The 20,553-nt window shown below is 49.6% G+C and carries 12 protein-coding genes, 1 tRNA gene and 1 riboswitch; all 13 genes read left to right on the plus strand.

The annotated features are described in order from the left end of the window. Positions 1-19 precede the first annotated feature (19 nt). The 13 genes from rsmA (at position 20) to gcvPB (ending at position 20,505) form a co-directional block, all read left to right on the plus strand. Positions 20-907: a 16S rRNA (adenine(1518)-N(6)/adenine(1519)-N(6))-dimethyltransferase RsmA gene (rsmA, locus tag SOW26_RS00735; RefSeq protein WP_154477070.1), complete on the plus strand. Its 888-nt coding sequence runs from the start codon at positions 20-22 to the stop codon at positions 905-907. A gap of 59 nt (positions 908-966) precedes the next feature. Then, positions 967-2,340, plus strand: a complete 1,374-nt coding sequence (locus tag SOW26_RS00740) for a citrate/2-methylcitrate synthase (RefSeq protein ID WP_276958879.1) — start codon at positions 967-969, stop codon at positions 2,338-2,340. A gap of 575 nt (positions 2,341-2,915) precedes the next feature. Next, positions 2,916-7,262 carry a SpaA isopeptide-forming pilin-related protein gene (locus SOW26_RS00745; protein ID WP_276958883.1) on the plus strand — a complete coding sequence of 1,449 codons (4,347 nt, stop codon included), beginning with the start codon at positions 2,916-2,918 and terminating at the stop codon, positions 7,260-7,262. Between the two features lie 52 nt (positions 7,263-7,314). Continuing rightward, positions 7,315-8,160, plus strand: coding sequence for a class C sortase (locus tag SOW26_RS00750; protein ID WP_320651704.1), 846 nt, complete (start codon positions 7,315-7,317; stop codon positions 8,158-8,160). After that, positions 8,157-9,041, plus strand: a complete 885-nt coding sequence (locus tag SOW26_RS00755; protein WP_276958888.1) for a class C sortase — start codon at positions 8,157-8,159, stop codon at positions 9,039-9,041. The genes SOW26_RS00750 and SOW26_RS00755 overlap by 4 nt, the downstream gene beginning before the upstream one ends. Beyond that, positions 9,038-9,796: an isopeptide-forming domain-containing protein gene (locus tag SOW26_RS00760; protein WP_276958891.1), complete on the plus strand. Its 759-nt coding sequence runs from the start codon at positions 9,038-9,040 to the stop codon at positions 9,794-9,796. Before SOW26_RS00755 ends, SOW26_RS00760 begins: the two co-directional genes overlap by 4 nt. Before the next feature lie 327 nt (positions 9,797-10,123). Then, positions 10,124-14,506 (plus strand): Cna B-type domain-containing protein, encoded by a 4,383-nt coding sequence (locus SOW26_RS00765; RefSeq protein ID WP_320651705.1) that lies wholly within the window; start codon positions 10,124-10,126, stop codon positions 14,504-14,506. Positions 14,507-14,979: 473 nt separating this feature from the next. Then, positions 14,980-15,052, plus strand: a tRNA-Lys gene (locus tag SOW26_RS00770). 149 nt (positions 15,053-15,201) lie between these two features. Then, positions 15,202-15,816, plus strand: a complete 615-nt coding sequence (locus SOW26_RS00775; RefSeq protein ID WP_276959268.1) for a recombinase family protein — start codon at positions 15,202-15,204, stop codon at positions 15,814-15,816. A gap of 116 nt (positions 15,817-15,932) precedes the next feature. After that, positions 15,933-16,025, plus strand: a riboswitch (glycine riboswitch). 113 nt (positions 16,026-16,138) lie between these two features. Next, positions 16,139-17,224, plus strand: a complete 1,086-nt coding sequence (gene gcvT / locus SOW26_RS00780; protein WP_276959266.1) for a glycine cleavage system aminomethyltransferase GcvT — start codon at positions 16,139-16,141, stop codon at positions 17,222-17,224. 100 nt (positions 17,225-17,324) lie between these two features. Continuing rightward, on the plus strand, positions 17,325-17,702 hold the full coding sequence (gcvH, locus tag SOW26_RS00785) for a glycine cleavage system protein GcvH (RefSeq protein ID WP_154477058.1): 378 nt from the start codon (positions 17,325-17,327) through the stop codon (positions 17,700-17,702). Positions 17,703-17,757: 55 nt separating this feature from the next. Further along, positions 17,758-19,068: an aminomethyl-transferring glycine dehydrogenase subunit GcvPA gene (gene gcvPA / locus SOW26_RS00790; RefSeq protein ID WP_320651706.1), complete on the plus strand. Its 1,311-nt coding sequence runs from the start codon at positions 17,758-17,760 to the stop codon at positions 19,066-19,068. A 3-nt stretch (positions 19,069-19,071) separates the two neighbouring features. Next, complete coding sequence (gene gcvPB / locus SOW26_RS00795) at positions 19,072-20,505, plus strand: aminomethyl-transferring glycine dehydrogenase subunit GcvPB (protein ID WP_276959262.1); 1,434 nt, start codon at positions 19,072-19,074, stop codon at positions 20,503-20,505. Positions 20,506-20,553 lie beyond the last annotated feature (48 nt).

Below are 20,553 nucleotides of genomic sequence, written 5' to 3' on the forward strand. Positions count from 1 at the left end.
ACAGGACAGGAGCGAAGGGATGGCAGAGCCAAGTTTAGGGAATCCGCAGAACACAATTGAAATACTGAAGAAGCACAGACTGTCGTTTAAAAAACGATACGGACAGAATTTTCTCATCGATCCACACGTACTGGATAAGATCGTAGCGGCGGCAGAGATTACGAAAGAAGATATGGTTTTGGAGATCGGTCCCGGCATCGGGACACTGACACAGTACCTGGCAAAGGCGGCCCGCAAGGTGGTGGCGGTGGAGATCGACGCCAGCCTGATCCCGGTGCTGGCAGATACCTTGCAGGAATATCCAAATGTAAAGGTGATCCATCAGGACGTGCTGAAGCTGGATCTGAAAGAACTGGTGGAGAAAGAAAATGAAGGAAGACCGGTAAAGGTAGTGGCAAATCTTCCTTATTATATTACGACTCCTATCATTATGGGTCTGTTTGAAAAAGAAGTGCCGATGGAAAGCATGACTGTGATGGTGCAAAAAGAGGTGGCAGACCGGATGAAGACGGGACCGGGAAGCAAGGAGTATGGAGCACTTTCTCTGGCAGTACAATATTATGCAAAACCGTACCTGGCAGCCAATGTACCGCCCAACTGCTTCATGCCCCGGCCAAATGTGGGATCTGCAGTAATACGGCTGACCAGACATACAGAGCCGCCGGTGGAGGTAGAGGATGAAACTCTTTTGTTTCAGATCATCCGGGCATCCTTCCATCAAAGAAGAAAGACGCTGGCAAACGGATTGAAGACGCTGAGAGAATCGGGATTTACCAAAGAGGAAATAGAAGAAGCCATTGAGAAGCTGGGAAGAGGCAGCAGCGTCAGAGGAGAAGCGCTGACACTGGAAGAATTTGCGGTTCTGGCCAATGAATTGAGCAGAAAGCAGGAAACAAGGAGGATGTAGGATAGAGACAGGCAAGCAGAAAATGCAGACGGAGCAGTACACAGACAAGGAGGTGCCCTATGGGAAATCGAGAGAATTACGCAGTATTTGAAGTGACACCGGAAATCGAAGCATATGCAAAGCTTTGTGAGGAAAACAATGCCATCGATAAAGAACTTTACACCCGCTATGAGGTAAAGAGAGGACTGCGAGACCTGAACGGGAAGGGAGTCCTGGCAGGACTGACCAATATTTCCGACGTCTGTGCCAAAAAGATCATTGACGGAGAGGAAGTTCCCTGCGAGGGAAATCTGTATTACCGGGGATATAACATCAAGGATCTGGTAAAAGGATTTCTGGAGGCAGATCATTTTGGGTTTGAAGAAACGGCATACTTGCTTTTGTTTGGGGAGCTGCCCGGTAGCAGTCAGTTAAAAGCCTTTGAAGAGGTACTGGCAGAGCGCAGGACGCTGCCGCCCACCTTTGTACGGGATGTGATCATGAAGGCGCCCAGCAGAGATATGATGAACAGTCTGTCCCGGTCCATTTTGAATTTATACAGCTACGATTCCAAGGCGGACGATACCTCGATCCCTAATGTGCTGCGGCAGTGTCTGAATCTGATCAGTCAATTTCCCATGCTGATGCTGTACGGATATCATGCCTATAATTACAGAAGAGGGGAAGACCTTTTTATCTATGCACCTTCAAAAGAGCTTTCCACAGCGGAGAATATCCTGATGATGCTTCGGGAAAACCGGACCTATTCCAAGCTGGAGGCAAGGATCCTGGATATGGCACTGGTCCTGCATATGGATCACGGCGGCGGAAACAACTCCACCTTCACGACTCATGTGGTTACTTCTTCGGGGACAGATACCTATTCCACCATGGCGGCAGCCATGGCATCGTTAAAAGGTCCCAAGCATGGCGGCGCCAATATTAAGGTGACCCAGATGTTTGAGGATATGAAAAACAGCCTGAAGGACTGGACGGACAAAGAGGCAGTGGAAAACTATCTGGAGAATCTGTTGGACAAAAAAGCATTTGATCAGAAAGGGCTGATCTATGGAATGGGGCACGCCGTTTATTCTGTGTCCGACCCAAGAGCGGAGATCTTTAAGCAGTTTGTCAAGCAGCTGGCAACAGAAAAGGGATATGAGAAGGAATATGCACTCTATGAGATGGTGGAACACATGGCGCCGGAGGTGATCGCAAGAAAGAGAAAGATCTATAAAGGCGTAAATGCCAATGTGGACTTTTACAGCGGGCTGGTGTATGGCATGTTGGATCTTCCGGCATCCCTTTACACACCGATTTTTGCGACGGCAAGGATCGTAGGCTGGAGCGCCCACAGGCTGGAAGAGCTGAAAAATGTGGATAAGATCATACGTCCGGCATATAAGCCTCTGACGCCGTATAAGGCATATATCCCCATGGGAGACAGAGGATAGAAAACAGAAAAGCCCACAGGTATTTGGAAGCTGTGAGGACTGACGGCAGACAGAAGGGCTTGCTAAAAAATAGAACAGAGAGAAAAGCAACGACACTGCTTCTTTTCACGACAGGATTGTCCAAAGTGAAAAGAAGCAGTGTTTTGCTGTCTTACAGGAACAGGAGGCGGGTAGATAGTGGAAACAGTGGAACTTTTGTGGGGAAAATCCTGCAAAACGATACGAAATGCAAGACGCAAACGAAGATATTCCTATCTTTGAGATAGGAAATTGCACAAAAGTAGAAAAAATTTATATGATCGAGGAAAATCCCCGGAAATTGCAAGAAGGAATGAAATTATTCTTGCAATTTCCGGGGGGGGGGGGGGGGGGTATAATTGGAGCACGAAAGAGGGAGAGTAGAACAAACAGACAGATATAAAAAGAAGTTTATTCTGAAAATAGAAAAAAGGGGGGTGAGAAAAAGGATGAAAAAAATCAGGCGGATAGGAACACTAGCGCTGGTTTTGCTGATTTGTTTGCTGCAGGTATTCCTGTCATTTGCGGAAGAATCGCCACAAACAGCGGAAAAGCAAATGGAAACGACTGAGGATGGAGGAATATCGCGAGAGGACGAAGAAGCGGGGAAGATAGAGGAGAATTTGGATATAGAATGGAACGCCCGGGCATTTTCCATAGAAGAGGAAGGTGTGGCAGTTATGCTCCGAGCAGGGGCAGGCAGTCAGGTCACCCCTCCGACCACTGTGGCGGCGTCTGATATCGCACCGGCCAATTATTTGCAGATCATCGAAAACATGCCGGGCGCCAGGGCACAGATCATTGGAACAGGAAGCTCTGTTTCCGATCGGGCCTCGCTGGCCGCCTCTGCAGCAAGTGACGGAGGAGCCTTGTGGAACGGAGACTGGAGCGTTGCCTCCCGAAACAGATTTTCCAATATGGCGGCGGGAGGAAGAGTGGAAGCAGTCCGGTTTCAGGGTTCTCATACAGTATACACCTACAATCATAGTACAGATTCACAGGCCGGATGGAACTCGGCAGATAAGTCCTTAAGCACCACGCAGATGTGGGTGGATGTGAAGTATACAAACGCGGCCTACTATAACGGAGAAGTGGTAGATGCTGTTGCCAGGATCAAGGTGACACCTATGAAAAACAGGACGCCGGGAGCCAGCTGGAATATGCGTGATTATGGCAACAATACCTACTACCCTATTCTTCAGATCAGCCATAGCCTATATCATGGCTGGTGCTGGCAGAATGTGCTGGAGATCAATGTAGACCTGAAGTTTTACAGTAAATCGGGAAGCCAGATCCAGTTTCCCAGCGGAGTATTCGGAGATGAGACAGCAGCCTATTACACCATCAATTCTCTGAATGAAGCGAGGATACAAGACGATGAGCAGCCTTATCCTGCGGCATATGGACCGGAGTATGTATTTCCACAGCCGGGAACAGTGTCGGGCGTTTACAAGGTCCCAAACAGCCATATAGAAACGTATTATGACGGCGATACCTCGACTGGCAGACAATATGCGTATAACGGAGGCTCTGTTTACTGGGACGGGGACAATCCGACACATCCGAACTGGTCGCTGAATTCTGTGATGTTTACGACTGCGCAGACAGATCATCTAAACTTTACCATGGGAAATCTCTCCAGAAACCCGGCGGGATCTTCTGCGGTAAAACGAACCAATTTTGTATGGACCTCTATCAGCACACAGTCGTTTAGCAACTATTCGGTCATGTACAAGGATTTTCAGGTAAACAAAACCTGGAGTGATCCTTCGGAGGAGCATGAGGAGCTCATCGTCGATTTGTATCGGAGGTATAAAGTAAACGGTGCGCAGAAAGAAGAGCTGGTAAGAACCATCCACATCGATGGAGAAAGCGGATGGAGCGGTGGATTTTACAGAGTTCCTGATGAACTGTCCATGCGAAAACTTTTGGCGAAACGTCTGGGGGTTTCAGAATCCTCCATTACGGGAGTGGAATACCGGATCAAGGAAAGGGAAGTGCCGGGCTATGAGGCTTCTGTCAGCAAGCAGGGAACCACCTTTTCTATCCACAACAGAAAAGTCAAAACGGGGCTTCGGATCGTAAAGAAATGGTACCGGGCGGATCAGACGGTTTTTCAGCCCACATTCCAGCAGCCGGTCAAAGTGACGCTAAAACGAAAGCGATCTGATCAGACAGTCGATATCGGCTTTTCCCGGGAAATATTCCTCAGAGCGGGAGAGGGGTGGCAGAAGGATGTGTCAGACCTAGAGATCCGGGATTCAAACGGAGGAGCATATACCTACCTGATAGAGGAGGATGTGGGCAGCCTGTTGCAGGGATATGTGCTGAAGGAATATGAAAAAAATAATATTCAGCTTGCCGATGACCCGGAGCAAAATCAGTTGGTGGTTGCAAATAAGGAAGTTCGGATGGATCTTCCGGTAACGAAAATCTGGCAGGACGGCGCAGAGAATCATACCGCAGACCAGGTCACGATAAAACTGAAGAAAAATGGAACGCTTACCGGTCAGACCGTTCTGCTCCACGCGGGAAACAACTGGAGCAGCCGATTTACAGGGCTTCCGAGAACGGACGACACCGGCACTCCGATTTCCTACACGGTGGAAGAGGTACAGATCGCAGGATATATTTCCAAGGTCGAGCAGCTCCAGCAGGGAGGGCAGACTGCCTTTCGGATTACCAACACGCCCAAGACCTATCCCCTGGTGCTGAAGAAGACGGATCAGACAGATCCGGGGAAAAAGCTGCAGGGTGCCGTGTTTTCCCTGTACCAGAACGGACAGATCATTCCGGTGTATAAGGAACCGGACCTGTCGGGGAACCCGCAGGAGACCGTTACGACAGGAGAAAACGGAAGCGTCACGGCCTATGGAATCCGCCCGGGGCGCTATACCCTAAAGGAAGTAACGGCCCCTTCCGGTTATTATCTGTTGACAGATGTGTTTCAGATAGAAGTCACAGAGGAAGGAAAGATAGGACTTGTGGGCCAGACAGCAACCCATCCGTTCATTGAACTCATTACAGATACGCCGGGAGCTGGAGTGGGAGTAGCCGTAAAAAACAGTCCGCTGTATGAGTTGCCCAGCTCGGGGGGAATCGGGACGATGTACTTTACGGGAGCAGGAGGTCTGCTGATGGGGATGGCAGCCCTATGGATGTGGATCCGAAAGAAAAAAGAAAAAGAAGATAAAACAGAGAGGTACAAAGAAAGGAGAGAAAAGATGAAGGTGGTTAAAAAAGTCATTTCCATGATGATGGCCATTGTACTGGTGGGAGGAATGCTGTTTTCAGGCAAAGCCCAGGCAGCAGAGCCGACAGACAAGGCGAACCTGGAGGTACAGGGATTGACGGGCAATCCAAAGGTTACGTTTTATCAGATCGCAAGCGGAGTATACAGCGGAGGCTCCTTTGTAAAATGGGAGTTTGCGGACAATGCCACGATTGCAGATCTGACGAAACCCAAATCTCAGGAAATCGTAAACATTGCCCAGAAGATCGGGGACGGAACCATCACGCCGAAGGCAACCAAGGTAGTGCAGGCAACGTCTGCTACCGTAACGCAGGAGGTGGAAGGCGCCGGGATCTGGATCGCGCTGATTACAGGAGCGGAAGACGGAACGGTATACAATCCTATCCTTCTGGCAGCCTCCTATAACGGAGAAGGCGTTTTACAAAACGGAAGCTATGACGCTACCCAGAATTATCTGTATGGACAGACGGGAGTAGCAAAGTCATCGAAACCTACAATTGACAAAAAGGCTTCCGGCGGAGTCGAAGATGATGGAAAGCAGACCGGATCCATCGGAAAAGAGCTGACATACACGTTGACGCCTACTCTGCCCAGCTATCCGGAGAACGCAAAAAACAAGACCTTTTTTGTGGCGGACCGCTTGAGTAAAGGCCTGACCTTTGACTATGAAAGTCTGACGATTACCTGGAAGGGAGAAACGATCACCAACCAGAACGGTACTTTTACCAACCAGGCGGGCGTTGTGATCGCGAAAGCAGCGCAAAAGACAGAGACAGACGGAAGAACAGGATTCAACCTGAACTTTGATTATGACAAGCTGATGGGAGCGGCGCCGGTGATCACCTACAAGGCAGTGATCAATAAGGATGCTGTGGTGGGATCTACAGGAAATACCAACACGGTGGAGCTGATCTACGCAAATGATCCCACAAAGGGACAGACTCACGATACGCCGGAGGATAAACCCGGCACAGATGAGGCCAGTGGAAACACGAAAAAAGACAAGGAAGAAAAAGTTTACACCTATCAGCTGGCATTTAAAAAGACAGACGACAGCACACAGGCAAAGCCTCTGAAGGATGCAGTCTTTGGTATTTATCTGGATAACAAGGCAACCAAGCTGGTAGATATCGTGAAAACGAACGAAAAGGGAATTGCCCTTTCTACCCATGTAGGAAAGGGAACCTACTACATCAAGGAGATCACGGCACCTACGGGATATTCTCTGAATGAGACGATTTATGAAGTAGAAGCAAGCTGGGCAACGGCAACGACTACCAGCTCCGTTCAATCCACCAAGGTGGATTACACCACCAATTCCGGCGAAGCAATGGATAAGACACAGGTCGGCTGGATCAAGGCAGGCGTCTTTTATGAGATAAGTCAGTTTACAGAGGAGACGGCAGCGACAGCAGGAGCCAAGGCGGCGTATGTAAAAGCCTCTACTACCACAGAAAACAGTGTAGCTCTGACAGAGAGCAATCCGGCAGGATCCGGAACAGTGCTTTTGGCAGAAACCATTAAAAACACCAAGCTGAATGCGCTCCCGTCTACCGGAGGGATGGGAACCTATCTCTTTACCGCGCTGGGCGTGATCGTAATGACTCTGGCAGCCATCCTGTTTTTCAAAAGACAGAAAAAGAATGGATAGAGTATGTATGGAACCGGCTTTTGCCGGTTTCCTGCAATAGTGGGAGTGTCCTATGAGGAAGAAGACAAATCTACCATTGCTGCTGATATTCCTGATAGGATTGGGAATTCTTCTGTATCCGACAGTCAGTGACCGGTGGAACAGCTATCGTGCAAAAAAACTGGAGCAGACATATCGGAAGGCGGTCCAAAAGGAAGCAAAAGAAGATACTGCCCGTATGCTGCAGGCAGCAGAGGCCTATAACGGGCAGCTTCAAAAAGAAAAAGTTCCGGATGCCTTTTCTGTCAGGGAGGGGATCCGGGATGAAGCGTATGAAGCCCTGCTGAACCTTACGGGAGACGGGATCATGGGATTTGTGGAGATCCCGGATATTTCCATCAGCATCCCTATTTATCATTACACCACCAAAGAGGTTTTGGAAAAAGGCGCCGGTCATCTGTTTGGGAGCTCGCTTCCCGTGGGAGGCAGCAGCACTCATACTGTGATCTCGGCGCACCGGGGACTGCCCAGTGCCAAATTGTTTACGGATCTGCCCTTACTGAAAACAGGGGATGTGTTTTACTTTCATATATTGGACAGAACACTGGCTTACAAAATCGACCAGATCCAAACGGTGGCTCCGGAACAGGTAAGTTCTCTGAGAATACAGGAAGGGGAAGATCTGGCAACTCTGGTGACCTGTACGCCTTACGGAGTGAACACCCGGCGATTGTTGGTGAGAGGACACCGGGTTCCGTTCCGGGAAAAGGAATACGAGAGCGATCGGGCAAAAGAAGGCCGGAAAGATCCGAATCTGCTGTTGGGTCAGATTCTTAGTGCTCTGGGAGGACTACTTTTGGCCGGCATCCTGGTGGGAGGCTGGAATTATAGAAAACAGCGGAAGCAGAAAAAGAAATGATGAAAAAAAGAAAAGATGATCCGGGAGGGAAAAGAAAACGGTTTGGTGTGGTGGAAGCGGGAATCCTGCTGCTATTTCTCGTCGGACTGGGAATCCTTACCTATCCGGTCATCAGCGACCAGTGGAACCGCTACAGAAATAGCAGACTGATCGATACCTATTCCCGGAAAATAGAGGCGCAGCCAAGGCGGGTCTTGGAAGACAGCTGGCAGGAGGCGGTGGAATACAATCGACAGCACAAGCAGAATGTAGTCTACGATGTCTTTGAAAAAGACACGGAAGAATACATTAAAAGCCACCCTTACGATGAACTTCTGAATCCTCTGAAAAACGGGGTGATGGGATATCTGGTCATCCCTAAAATCAACCTGCGTCTGGCCATCTATCATGGCACAGGAAAGGAGGCGCTGGATCAGGGCTGCGGGCATATCCGCGGAACCAGTCTTCCGGTGGGAGGAAAGGGAAGTCATACGGTATTATCGGCGCACCGGGGACTGCCCAGCGCCAAGCTGTTTACCGATCTGGATCAGATGAAAAAGAAGGATGTTTTTTATATCCATACCCTGGATCGGGTGCTGGCTTATCAGGTGGATCAGATTCAGGTAGTCCTGCCGGAAGAAACCGAGGCCTTAAAATTACAGGAAAAGGAAGATCGGGCAACGCTTCTTACCTGTACACCTTATAGTATCAATACACACCGATTACTGGTACAGGGACATCGGATTCCCTATAAAGAACCAGAAAAAGAAGAAGCCCTGTCGATTTTACATGATAGAAAGCTGTTCCTGCTGGCCGGAGGGTTGGGAGTGTTTCTGCTTCTGGCGGCGGGACTGGGGAAAAGGAAAAAACACCGTGACAGCAGAAAGGAAACGGGATCATGAGGAAAGAAAGAACCTGCTGGAGAAAACGAATCCGGTATGCAATGCTGGCGGCCTGTATAGGAGCCGCCCTGTTCCAGATACAAGGAACGGCGGAAGAGGGAAGAGAAAAGGACAGGGTGCCACCACTGGAACAAGGGGCAGAGTGTTCCCTTCGGATCCAGTTGCATTATCAGGACAGGACGGGGCAAACGCTGCCGATCCCGGGAGCCAGGATCCATCTGTATCAGGTGGCTGATCTGACAGTGGAAGGAGGAAGTGCGGTGTACTCCCTGACGCCTTCTTTTCAAGACAGTCAGGTAGTATTTGCCGGTATGACAACGGAAGAATCCATAGAATCGGCAAAGCGTTTGGAACGGAGCGCACAGAAAAATCAGGCAGGGTTGCAGGCAGGGATTAGCGATGAAGCCGGACAGGTTTTGTTCCGACAGCTAAAGCCGGGCATGTATCTGGCGGTGCAGGAGCAGACGGTAGACGTGGGAGAAGACCGTGTTCGGATGGGCGCCAGCCTGTGGTCGGTTCCGCTGGCGGAGTATCAGGAGGAAGCAGGAAAGAATCAGTGGAAGATGGATGTGGTAACGCAGCCCAAGGTCACAGAGACAACTCCGGCGCCTAAGCCGGAGAAGCCCAAAGGAAAGAGGCAGCCAAAAACAGGAGACAAAGCTGACGGTTGGATCTGGGTCGGAACAGGAAGCCTGGCGGCGGGGGTATGGTGCCTAAGGAAACGCATGGAAAAGAGACGGAGGCTGCAAGGCTAAGAAGGAACCGAACGAGGGAAGAAAAAACAAAATATAAGAAAAAAGAGACGGATATTTTTCCCGGCAGACCAGAAGCTTTCGGAAAATCGTCCGTCTCTTTTTGCGCTGCTTTCTTCGTAAGCCCTTTGTGAGTTTTTTGTGACGGAGTTTCTCTGCTTTTTTTTGGCTTTTTTGCACAGAATAAAAAATATCCAGAAAAAATAGTTTGAGAGAAAAACTAATTAAAATACATCAAAAACAAACCCATTTATTAGATAGCCTTTTGGAGAAGTATAAGATATAATAGAATCGGAGAATTATCACAATAAAAAAAGGAGAATTTAGGGGATGAAAAAAGGTTTTCAACTAGGGTTGATGCTGCTTCTGCTCCTGCTTCCCGCACAGGCGGTGCAGGCAGGGAATGTAAGCAGTGAAAGTGAACTGCGGGCAGAATTGGGGAACAATCCCGTGGTTACAACAAACATCACTATTACGCAGCCTCTCATTTTCGAGAGCGGGAGTACGGTGATCGATTTGAAGGGGCACACCCTGACGCTGGGAAACAACATAGAAGAGATGTTCCAGATACGGGGAGAGAATGTGTCGGTGATTATCCGGAACGGCACGCTGGACGGAGCGGAAAAAGGACGGCTACTTAAGATCCTGGGAGCAGAGGTGAGTCTGGAGCAGGTGACCGTCAAAAACGGTTCGACGGACACTTTCCAGAAAAAACTGGATGAATCGGGAGTCAACAGGCAAAGCTATCAGGGCGGGGCTATCTATCTGGAGCAGGAAGGAAAGCTGTCCCTGCTGGACACGGTTTTCCGTGACAATTATGCGAAAAAAGCGACGCCTGTAGTGGAGCATCCCAACGATCCGGCGCTCGCCGCCCACGGCGGAGCTATCTACTGCGGAGGCAAATCGATCATTTCGATGAGAGGCGGAGCATTTTACGACAATTACAGTGGGACAACGGAGACAAAGAGAGGGACTACGGGAGAGGGCGGTGCCATCAAGTTGGAAGGAGGTTCTCTGCTGTACATCAACTCCGACGGGGCAGAAGACCGGACCATCTTTGATGGCAATCACAATTATGTTACAGCCTCCAACGTAGGCGGATACCAGGGCGGCGCCATCGAGGCAACGGACAGTATCATAAGAGCTTACAATGTGGACTTTGTAGTAAAGGGCGGCTTTGATACCGGCGGCGCTATCAAATTTGAAAAGTCCGGACAGAAACTGGATCATAACGTCATAAAAGATTCTACCTTCAAGCTGGTGGGAGGACAGCTTCCTACGAAGCCGGAAGCGTCAACATACTTCGGAACGTCGGGCGGCGCCATCATGTCGGAGAACTCCTACCTGACGGTGACAAATACAACGTTTACCATGGAGAAAACGGCAGGGGGATCGTATCCCACAGTTGCCTTTGCAGGCGGATTTATCGATGTGGTAGGCGGCGGAGAACTGAATCTGTATGATTCCAGCCTGACAGGAAACGGAGCATCCTGGAATGCAGCCGGTACATATAAATCAGCCAAGTACGGCGGAGCGATCGCATTTGAAAACGGGGCTTCGGCAAAGGCACATATCAAAGGGACGACTCTGAAAAATTTCATGGTGGATCACACGGGAGGAATCATCTCCGTAGGACACAGAAACGGAGCGACCAAGGAATATGGAAACACGACGGTAGATCTTCGGATAGAGAAATCTACCCTGCAGAATGCCCATGCATATACATGGAACGCAGAATCGGCAGGCGCCGGGCTCTATATCGCTCCGGGTTCTAACGTGGTAGTGGCAGACGGGACGATCGAGTACATGACTGCCAACTATGGAGCGGCCGTTTACAATAAGGGAAATCTTACGTTCGAGGATCATGCGCAGGTAAAAAACAACACCACCACCCAGATGGGGGCAGGAGTGATGAACGACGGATACCTGAACGTTCACAGCGCTGTGTTTGAGAACAACGTAAAGAACAAATACTTTAATAGCGGCAACCATCAATTTAAGGCAGAACACAGCGGAGACAATATCTACGCCAAGCAGGATGTGATCGTGGGAACGGATGCTTCCTTTGATGGCAACGACGTGAGGGTGTTTGACAAGACATCCGCCATCCTATTAAGCGGACCCAGAAATTCCGTGATCAATGTTTCCATCAGCGAAGCGCCAAATGCAGCGAATGATCAGGTGTTTCAGGAGGACTTTGCGGAAACCGCCAACCGATATGTAGGCTATCTGGTAGGAAAAGGGGTGACGGACGCAGACCTGAAGGCAGCCTATAAGCCGGCGGGAACCGCAGCGGGCTACACGCCGACACCGGAGGACGCCAAAAAGCTTCATTATGTATCCCGGACGGTAGAGGCAAGTAAGATCGCAACGGTAGAGGACCATACAAGCCCGGCGCTGTGGGACTATGTGTATGATCCGGAGGCTTCCACCATCGTGCTGGGGCAGAGGGCCAAAATGATCTACCACAGCAACCATTCCTCGGCGACGATGGAAGGGGGAATGGCAGATACAGAACCGGCAGGACAGAAGCTGGAGCAGCTGTACACCTTTTACAGATCCGGCGACGGAGCGCCGAAGGTATCCATGAATCACGCAGCGGCGACAGAGCTGACTGCAACGGAGGTGATCCCGTCCCTTACTGTGGCAAATGAAAGCTATGGATTCCGTGGATGGTACAAAGGGGCATGGAAAGAGAAGCCGATTTACAATGAGGAACAAAAGACACCGCAGGACAGTGAGAAGTACGACTTTGCAAAGGCTACCTTTACCGGTACCTGGCACAAGGATACAAATACACAGATCACAGATATCCTGAGCGTGGAAGAAAAGAATACCCTTCATACCTACGCTGTCTATCAGCAGGGGCGGATCGCCGTGCGGGTAAAAAAGGTATGGAACGCTTCTGATAAAGAGGATGTGACCTTTGTTCTGAAAGGTGGAGAAAAAGAAATAGAGAAGACCCTTCCAAAAGATTCAGCCGTAGATTACGTGGAATTCCAGGATCTGAAAATGGTAGATCAGGAAGGGAATCCACTGTTTGACAAATATACTGTTGAAGAAAAGGGAACGAAAGACGGAAAAGTAACACTGGGAAATCATACTTATGCAGTCGCAGTGGCTTACGAAAATGATACGATGGCGGAGGCAGAGAAAGAGCCTCAGACGAAGTATTATACGGTTACCAACACACAGCTGACAGATGTGCAGGTAACAAAAGAATGGCAAGGCGGTGTGACCCAGCCAACAGAAAAAGTGGAGGCGGAGCTGTACAAGAGCGTGGGAGGCGGACAGCCGACGCTGGTAAAAACAGAAGAGCTGACGGCCGCCGGAGGCTGGAAAAAGGTGTTTGCAGACCTGCCGGTAACAGAAGAAGTTGGCGGACAAACCAAGCCCATCGCCTACTCGGTGAAAGAAAAAGGAATGACGGACAATGGGACGGTCCAGTTGGAAGGAAAGAAGTATCAGGTAACCATCAGCGGAAGCCAGGAGAACGGATTTACCATTGCCAATCGACAGTATACGGATATGGGAATGCTGACACCGGGGACGACGCAGTTGAAGGTGTCCAAGACCTGGGTCGGAGAAGTGGCAGAGGCAGAGATACAGGTACAGCTGTATAAAAACGGGGAGCCGGAAGGAAGCACCGTTGCCTTGCATGAGGGAAATGGCTGGACCCATACCTTTGAACAGCTTCCGGTGGTAGACACCATCCAGCAGGCACAGGGAAATGTGTATGAGATAAAAGAAGTAGGGGAAGCAGACGGTGTTATTACCCTGAATGGACACAGCTATTCGGTAAAGATGACACAGCCTTCCGCTAAAGAAGTAGTCATTACCAATACCTATATGCCTAAAAAGCAGATAAAAGTCACAAAAGAGTGGGCAGGAGAAAAGACCATACCGGCGGCTGCCGTCTATGTGCAGCTTTACCGGACGGTGGATGGCACAGAAAGCCAGGTAGAAAATGGAATGAAAGAACTGACGGCGGCAGATGGCTGGACCTATACCTTTGAGAATCTTCCGGGGGTACAGAAAGAGGGAGATACCTTAAAGCCCATCACCTATTCCGTGCGGGAAGTGCAGGAAAAAGACGGAAGGATCCAGCTGGACGGCAGAAAGTATGAGGTTCGTGTAACCGGCGACGAAGCCAATGGCTTTGTGATAACCAATAAACAGTACACCGATATGGGCACATTGACTCCGGGAATCACCACCATGAAGGTTTCCAAGATCTGGAAAGGAACTGCCGGGGCAAAAGAGATTACTGTGCAGCTTCTGAAAAATGGAGAGGCATTTGGGAAGGCCGTGGCCCTAAACGAAACAGGAAACTGGAGTCACACCTTTACGGATCTTCCGGTGGTAGACAAGATCGACCAAAAGGAGCCAAATCGATATACCGTGCAGGAAGTGGGAGAGAAGGACGGTATGCTGGTGATAAATGACCGCAAGTATACCGTAAGCTATGACGCAAAAGAGACGGAAACGGTGATCACGAACACGGAGATCCGGGAAGAACCACCGAAGCCGGATCATGTAACGCCTGGAGATAACGGAACACCTGAAAGCAAAAAGGGGCAGACCGTACAGGAAAGCAGGAAGAAAGCACCAAAAACCGCAGACGCAGGATCGCTGGCGGGATATACGTTGGCACTGCTCCTGTCAGCAGGCGGAATTCTGCAGGTGACAAAAAAGAGAACGGAAAAGAGATAAACCAGAAAGAGCTCTCTCGGAAGCATCTGTGAGAGCTCGAAAAAGAATAGAAGCAGACAGCGAAAACCCGTTAACCTTTCGGCTAACGGGTTTCGTTGTCGTTATAGTTATCTAAAGGAATGAGAGTAAATTGTTCCACTGGGTGTGTTGTCCAATGGACAATTTGTGTGAGGGGGAGATAGTTGATGTCGTATCAACTATCTGAATTCATTATAGGAAACAAATGTGTCCAAACTATGTTTCTTTTCTAAAAGAAAAGGAAAGTTTCTTAAGAGAAGTTAAGAAAACAAAAAAGGAGCGACATATGCGAAAATAGGGGTGTAGATGGAAGGGTCATGCAGGTATGTGGGAAAGGCGGTGCAAAGAGAAGAAAAATATGTGGCGGATAGGCTAACAAAGCGTTAAAAAAGTATTGCAATTTCAATATGAGTATTGTATAATAGCACTTGCGTTGAAGAAATCTATAAAGATATGCGCGATTAGCTCAGTTGGTAGAGCACCTGACTCTTAATCAGGGTGTCCAGGGTTCGAGCCCCTGATCGCGCAGTATAAATCGCTGTTTTTGCAGAACTTGAAGGCTGTGGGGACGGTGATTTTTTTGTGCCGAAAATGGCGGATTTGCATGGTTTTCCCTATAAAATAGTCGTATGCAACTTTTAAACAGTACAGACTTTATTTTATGGGAGTGAATGAGCATGAAGTACGGATACGCAAGAGTTTCCACCAGGGAACAAAACATTGACAGGCAGCTGAGCGCCATATTAAAGGAAGGAATTGCACAGGACAGGATCTACGTTGATAAGGCCAGCGGGAAAGATTTTAATCGCAGGAAGTACAAAAGAATGATCAGAAAACTAAAAGAAGGCGACGAACTGTATATTAAGTCCATCGACAGGCTGGGGAGAAATTATGATGAGATCATAAAAGAATGGAATCGGATCACAAAAGAAAAAAAGACGGAGATCATTGTACTGGATTTTCCGCTTCTGGATACAAGGAGCAAAGCAAAGGATCTGACGGGAAAGTTTATGGCAGATATCGTGCTTCAGATTCTGTCTTATGTGGCGCAGATAGAAAGAGAAAACATCCGCCAAAGACAGAGAGAGGGGATCGTGGAGGCGAAGAAGCGGGGAATCAAATTCGGACGGCCCAGAAGGCAGATGCCCGACAATTTTCAAGAGGTACTGGCTTTATGGAAAGAAGGGAGGATCAGTCTCAGAAAGGGAGCCGATTTGCTGAATGTCAGCCATACTATGTTCTCAAAATGGATTAAGGCCTATCAAGGAGGAGAAAAACACAGAGAATTGTGAAAACAGCAACGAAATAATGAAAAATATAACAAAGTTTTTGTGAAAAACAGACAAATACAATATTGACAAGAAGAAGTGTTGTCAGTATAATGTAGTCAAATTCAAGAAAGAATTGGTTGAAGGATCAGAGAGAGATTCCGATAGAGTGCGGGACGCCGAAGGGGCAAGAGGATATTTGAAACTCTCAGGCAAAAGCTCTGATCCGGACAATGCTCTGAAGAGTACACGACAGGGGAGGTTTGTCATTCGATATTCCGAATGCGAAGCTCCCTTTTTGATACGGCTTGACAGAGTTTTCACCAGGATGAAAGGAGGAGTTACAATGGAACGGAAAACACCGTTATATGAAGCGCATGTAGAAGCAGGAGGGAAGATGGTGCCGTTTGCAGGATACCTGCTGCCGGTTCAGTATGAATCCGGAGTGATCAAGGAGCACATGGCGGTACGTACCCAGGCGGGACTGTTTGACGTCTCTCACATGGGGGAGATCCTCTGCGAGGGGAAGGACGCTCTGGCAAATCTGCAGATGCTTCTGACCAACAGCTTTGAAAATATGGTGGACGGACAGGCCAGATACAGTCCTATGTGCAACGAACAGGGAGGGACGATAGACGACCTTATTGTATACAAGAAAAATGAGGGGCAGTACTTCATTGTAGTAAATGCAGCCAACCGGGAGAAGGATTATCGCTGGATGAAAGAGCACCAGTTCGGCGACGCGGTATTTACAGACGTGTCGGATGCGTATGCACAGCTGGCGCTGCAGGGACCGGAAGCTATGAAGATCCTGAAAAAGCTGACCGAGGAGGAATCTGTTCCAAAGAAATATTATCACGCAGTCTTTGATGGGAACGTAGCGGGAATCCCTTGTATCGTATCCAAGACAGGCTACACAGGCGAAGACGGTGTAGAGCTCTATGTGGACAGCAAGGAAGCGAAACGGCTGTGGGATATTTTGCTGGAAGCGGGAAAAGAGGAAGGCCTGATTCCCTGTGGTCTGGGAGCCAGGGATACGCTCCGGATGGAAGCGGCAATGCCTCTTTACGGACATGAAATGGACGACGGAGTATCTCCGCTGGAGACCGGCCTCGGATTTGCGGTAAAAATGTCCAAGGAAGCATTTATCGGGAAGGAAGCCCTGTCAGCCAATCCGCCGGCGAGAAAAAGGATCGGACTGAAAGTGACGGGACGAGGGATCATCCGCGAGCACCAGGAGGTTTCCAAGGATGGAAAACAGATCGGGCAGACGACGTCGGGCACCCATTGCCCCTTCCTGGGATACGCGATTGCCATGGCGCTGGTAGAAGAGGGAAGCGTGGATCTGGGGGATGCTGTCCAGGTAGAAGTGCGAGGACGAAAAGTGGAAGCAGAAGTAACGGCGCTTCCGTTTTACAAAAAACAGAAATAGGACGGCGGATAAGAATAGACAGAGGAAGCAATATCCATTAAAATGAACCTGTTGGGAGAAAGAAAACAAAGCACAATGGACAGAAGAAGGGAGAAGGGTTATGGAATTCAGAGAAGATGTACGGTATTCAAAATCACATGAATGGGTAAAAGAAGAGGAGGGAGTCTTCACCATCGGCCTGACGGATTTTGCACAGGCAGAGCTGGGAGATCTGGTGTTTGTAAACCTTCCGGAGGAAGGAGATGAACTGACGATAGGAGAGTCTTTTGCAGATGTAGAGTCCGTAAAGGCGGTGTCGGATGTATATGCTCCGGTTTCCGGAGTGGTGTGTGAGATCAATGAAGAGCTTCTGGATGCTCCGGAGAAGATCAATGAGGAGCCGTATGGAGCATGGTTTGTGAAGGTAAAAGAAGTGGGAGAAAAAGAAGAGCTGTTGACGGCGGAAGAATACAAAGCGTTTGTGGAGGGAGAAGCCTAACAGCATACAGACGGATACAGCAGGCAGAAGAAGCAGAGAGAGGCGGTGAATGCTTATGGGAATTTATATTCCGGGTACGGAAAAGGAACAGAAGCAGATGCTGGAGGAGATAGGGTTCCAGACGATGGAAGAACTATATGCACATGTTCCGGATGAAGTGAAGCTACAAAGGGAGCTGGAGATCCCGGAAGGGATGCCAGAGCTTTCCGTTCGCAGGAAAATGACGGAGATGGCAAGGAAAAATCATGTGTTTCCCACTGTTTTCCGAGGAGCGGGAGCATACAGGCACTATATTCCGGCCACGGTCAAAAGCGTTCTTTCAAAGGAAAATATGATGACGGCGTACACGCCGTACCAGGCAGAGATCAGTCAGGGACTCTTGCAGGCCACCTTTGAGTTTCAGACGATGATCTGCGAGCTGACAGGAATGGATGTAGCCAATGCATCTGTCTATGACGTAGGGTGCGCAGCGGCGGAGGCAGTGGCGATGTGCCGGGAGAGAAAGCGGAAAACGGCTCTGATTTCGGCAACGGTAGATCCATTCGTCGTAGAGGCGGTTCGGACCTACTGTTTCGGCAACGGGATAGAATTGACACAGATTCCCGCAAAAGACGGAAGGACAGACAGGGAGGCCCTGCAGGCGCTGCTGGCAGAGGATGTGGCATGCGTGCTGATACAGCATCCCAACTTCTACGGCAACCTGGAGGAAGCAAAAGAGATCGGGGAAGCAGTACATGAGGCGGGAGCCAAATATATCATGAGTGTGAATCCCATTTCTCTGGGGATTCTGAAAACGCCAAGGGAATACGGTGCGGACATTGCCGTCGGTGAAGGGCAGTCTTTGGGGCTACCGCTGGGATTTGGCGGGCCTTACTGCGGCTTTATGGCATGCGTATCTGCTCTGACCAGAAGGCTTCCGGGAAGGATCGTGGGACAGACCACGGACCATAATGGAAAGATCGGCTATGTGCTGACGCTGCAGGCAAGAGAGCAGCACATCCGAAGAGAGAAGGCGTCCAGCAACATCTGTTCCAACCATGCGCTTTGTGCGCTAGGAGTGGGAGTGTACCTGGCTTCGGTGGGAAGCAAAGGACTGGAGAAGGTGGCGTCTCTTTGTACCTCCAAGGCGCATTATATGGCAGAGGAACTGGAAAAAGCAGGCCTTACCATAGAGAATGGAGGAGCGTTTTTCCATGAATTTGTCACAACTTCAGAAAAATCTTCGGAGGATATCCTGCAGGCGTTGGAAGAACAGGATATTCTGGGAGGATATCCCCTTGACGAACACAGGATTTTGTGGTGCTGCACAGAGGTCAATACGAAAGAAGAGATAGACCGGGCGGCAGCCATCGTAAAGGAGGTGTAGCGGATGCTGATATTTGAAAAGGGAAAAGAAGGAAGAGGCCTGGATCTGTTTCCGGAATGCGATGTAAAACCCTGCTTGCCAGGGGAGTCGGACAGGAGAGAGCAGCCGCCTCGTCTGCCCCATCTGTCGGAAACCGAGATCAGCAGACATTATACGGAGCTGGCGAAAAAATGCCATGGAGTCAATGACGGCTTTTATCCATTGGGATCCTGTACCATGAAGTACAATCCCAAGATCAATGAAGATATGGCGGCGCTTCCGGAATTTACAGAGATCCATCCGCTGCAGCCGGAGCATACGATACAGGGGTGTCTGGATGTTTTTAAGACGCTGGAAGAATACCTGTGCGAGATTACAGGAATGGATCGCATGTCTTTTCAGCCGGCAGCCGGGGCCCATGGAGAATTTGCCGGACTTCTTCTCATCAAGGCATACCATAAAAGCCGGGGAGAAGAGAGGCGGACCAAGATTCTGGTGCCGGACTCTGCGCACGGAACCAACCCGGCAAGTGCTGTGATGGCGGGCTATTCGGTAGTCAGCATCCCTTCCGGAGCAGACGGATGTGTGGATATGGACAAGTTAAAGGCGGCTTTGGGAGACGATGTGGCAGGACTGATGCTGACCAATCCCAATACCGTAGGACTGTTTGATAAAAATATTCTGGAGATCACCAGACTGGTACATGAGTGCGGCGGACAGTGCTACTACGACGGAGCCAACCTCAATGCCATTATGGGAACAGTCAGGCCGGGAGACATGGGATTTGACGTGATCCATCTGAACCTGCACAAGACGTTTTCCACGCCACACGGAGGAGGCGGGCCGGGAAGCGGGCCGGTAGGCTGCAAGGAGCATCTGGCGTCCTTCCTGCCATCCTTCCTGATCGAAAGAGAGGAAAGCCTGGTACGGAAGAAAGCAAAGGACAGCATCGGGGAGCTTCGGACCTTCTACGGCAACTTCCTGGTGGATGTCAGGGCATTGACGTATGTGATGACCCTGGGAAAAGAAGGGATTCTGGCGTCCAGCCAGAATGCGGTGCTGAACGCCAACTATATGAAAAACAAGCTGAAAGATATCTATACTATGGCATACGACGAAACCTGTATGCACGAGTTTGTCATGAGCCTTTCCGATCTGAAGAAATCTGTTGGAGCGACAGCGATGGATATTGCAAAAGGCTTGCTGGATAACGGGATCCATCCGCCCACCATGTATTTTCCTTTGATTGTAGAGGAAGCTCTGATGATCGAGCCTACGGAAACCGAATCCAGAGAAACGCTGGATGAGGCGGTGGCGGTACTGAGAAAACTGCACGAGACGGCTCTGAAAGATGCCGAACAGCTGCACCAGGCTCCGATGGAAACGCCGGTTACCAGACTGGACGAGGTGGGAGCCGCAAGAAATCCGGTGCTACGATATGAGTTCCCAAAAGAGTAGAGACGGAATGGCAGCAGGCGCCTTCTTGCAAAAATGGTTTTCGGAAAG

It is taken from the genome of Suipraeoptans intestinalis, assembly GCF_034091795.1.
Taxonomy (GTDB): Bacteria; Bacillota; Clostridia; order Lachnospirales; family Lachnospiraceae; genus Suipraeoptans; species Suipraeoptans intestinalis.

Bases quoted from the DNA above. Each gene is read 5' to 3' on its own strand.
- rsmA (WP_154477070.1), top strand. From the start codon at position 20: ATGGCAGAGCCAAGTTTAGGGAATCCGCAGAACACAATTGAAATACTG.
- SOW26_RS00740 (WP_276958879.1), top strand. From the start codon at position 967: ATGGGAAATCGAGAGAATTACGCAGTATTTGAAGTGACACCGGAAATC.
- SOW26_RS00745 (WP_276958883.1), top strand. From the start codon at position 2,916: ATGGAAACGACTGAGGATGGAGGAATATCGCGAGAGGACGAAGAAGCG.
- SOW26_RS00750 (WP_320651704.1), top strand. From the start codon at position 7,315: ATGAGGAAGAAGACAAATCTACCATTGCTGCTGATATTCCTGATAGGA.
- SOW26_RS00755 (WP_276958888.1), top strand. From the start codon at position 8,157: ATGATGAAAAAAAGAAAAGATGATCCGGGAGGGAAAAGAAAACGGTTT.
- SOW26_RS00760 (WP_276958891.1), top strand. From the start codon at position 9,038: ATGAGGAAAGAAAGAACCTGCTGGAGAAAACGAATCCGGTATGCAATG.
- SOW26_RS00765 (WP_320651705.1), top strand. From the start codon at position 10,124: ATGAAAAAAGGTTTTCAACTAGGGTTGATGCTGCTTCTGCTCCTGCTT.
- SOW26_RS00775 (WP_276959268.1), top strand. From the start codon at position 15,202: ATGAAGTACGGATACGCAAGAGTTTCCACCAGGGAACAAAACATTGAC.
- gcvT (WP_276959266.1), top strand. From the start codon at position 16,139: ATGGAACGGAAAACACCGTTATATGAAGCGCATGTAGAAGCAGGAGGG.
- gcvH (WP_154477058.1), top strand. From the start codon at position 17,325: ATGGAATTCAGAGAAGATGTACGGTATTCAAAATCACATGAATGGGTA.
- gcvPA (WP_320651706.1), top strand. From the start codon at position 17,758: ATGGGAATTTATATTCCGGGTACGGAAAAGGAACAGAAGCAGATGCTG.
- gcvPB (WP_276959262.1), top strand. From the start codon at position 19,072: ATGCTGATATTTGAAAAGGGAAAAGAAGGAAGAGGCCTGGATCTGTTT.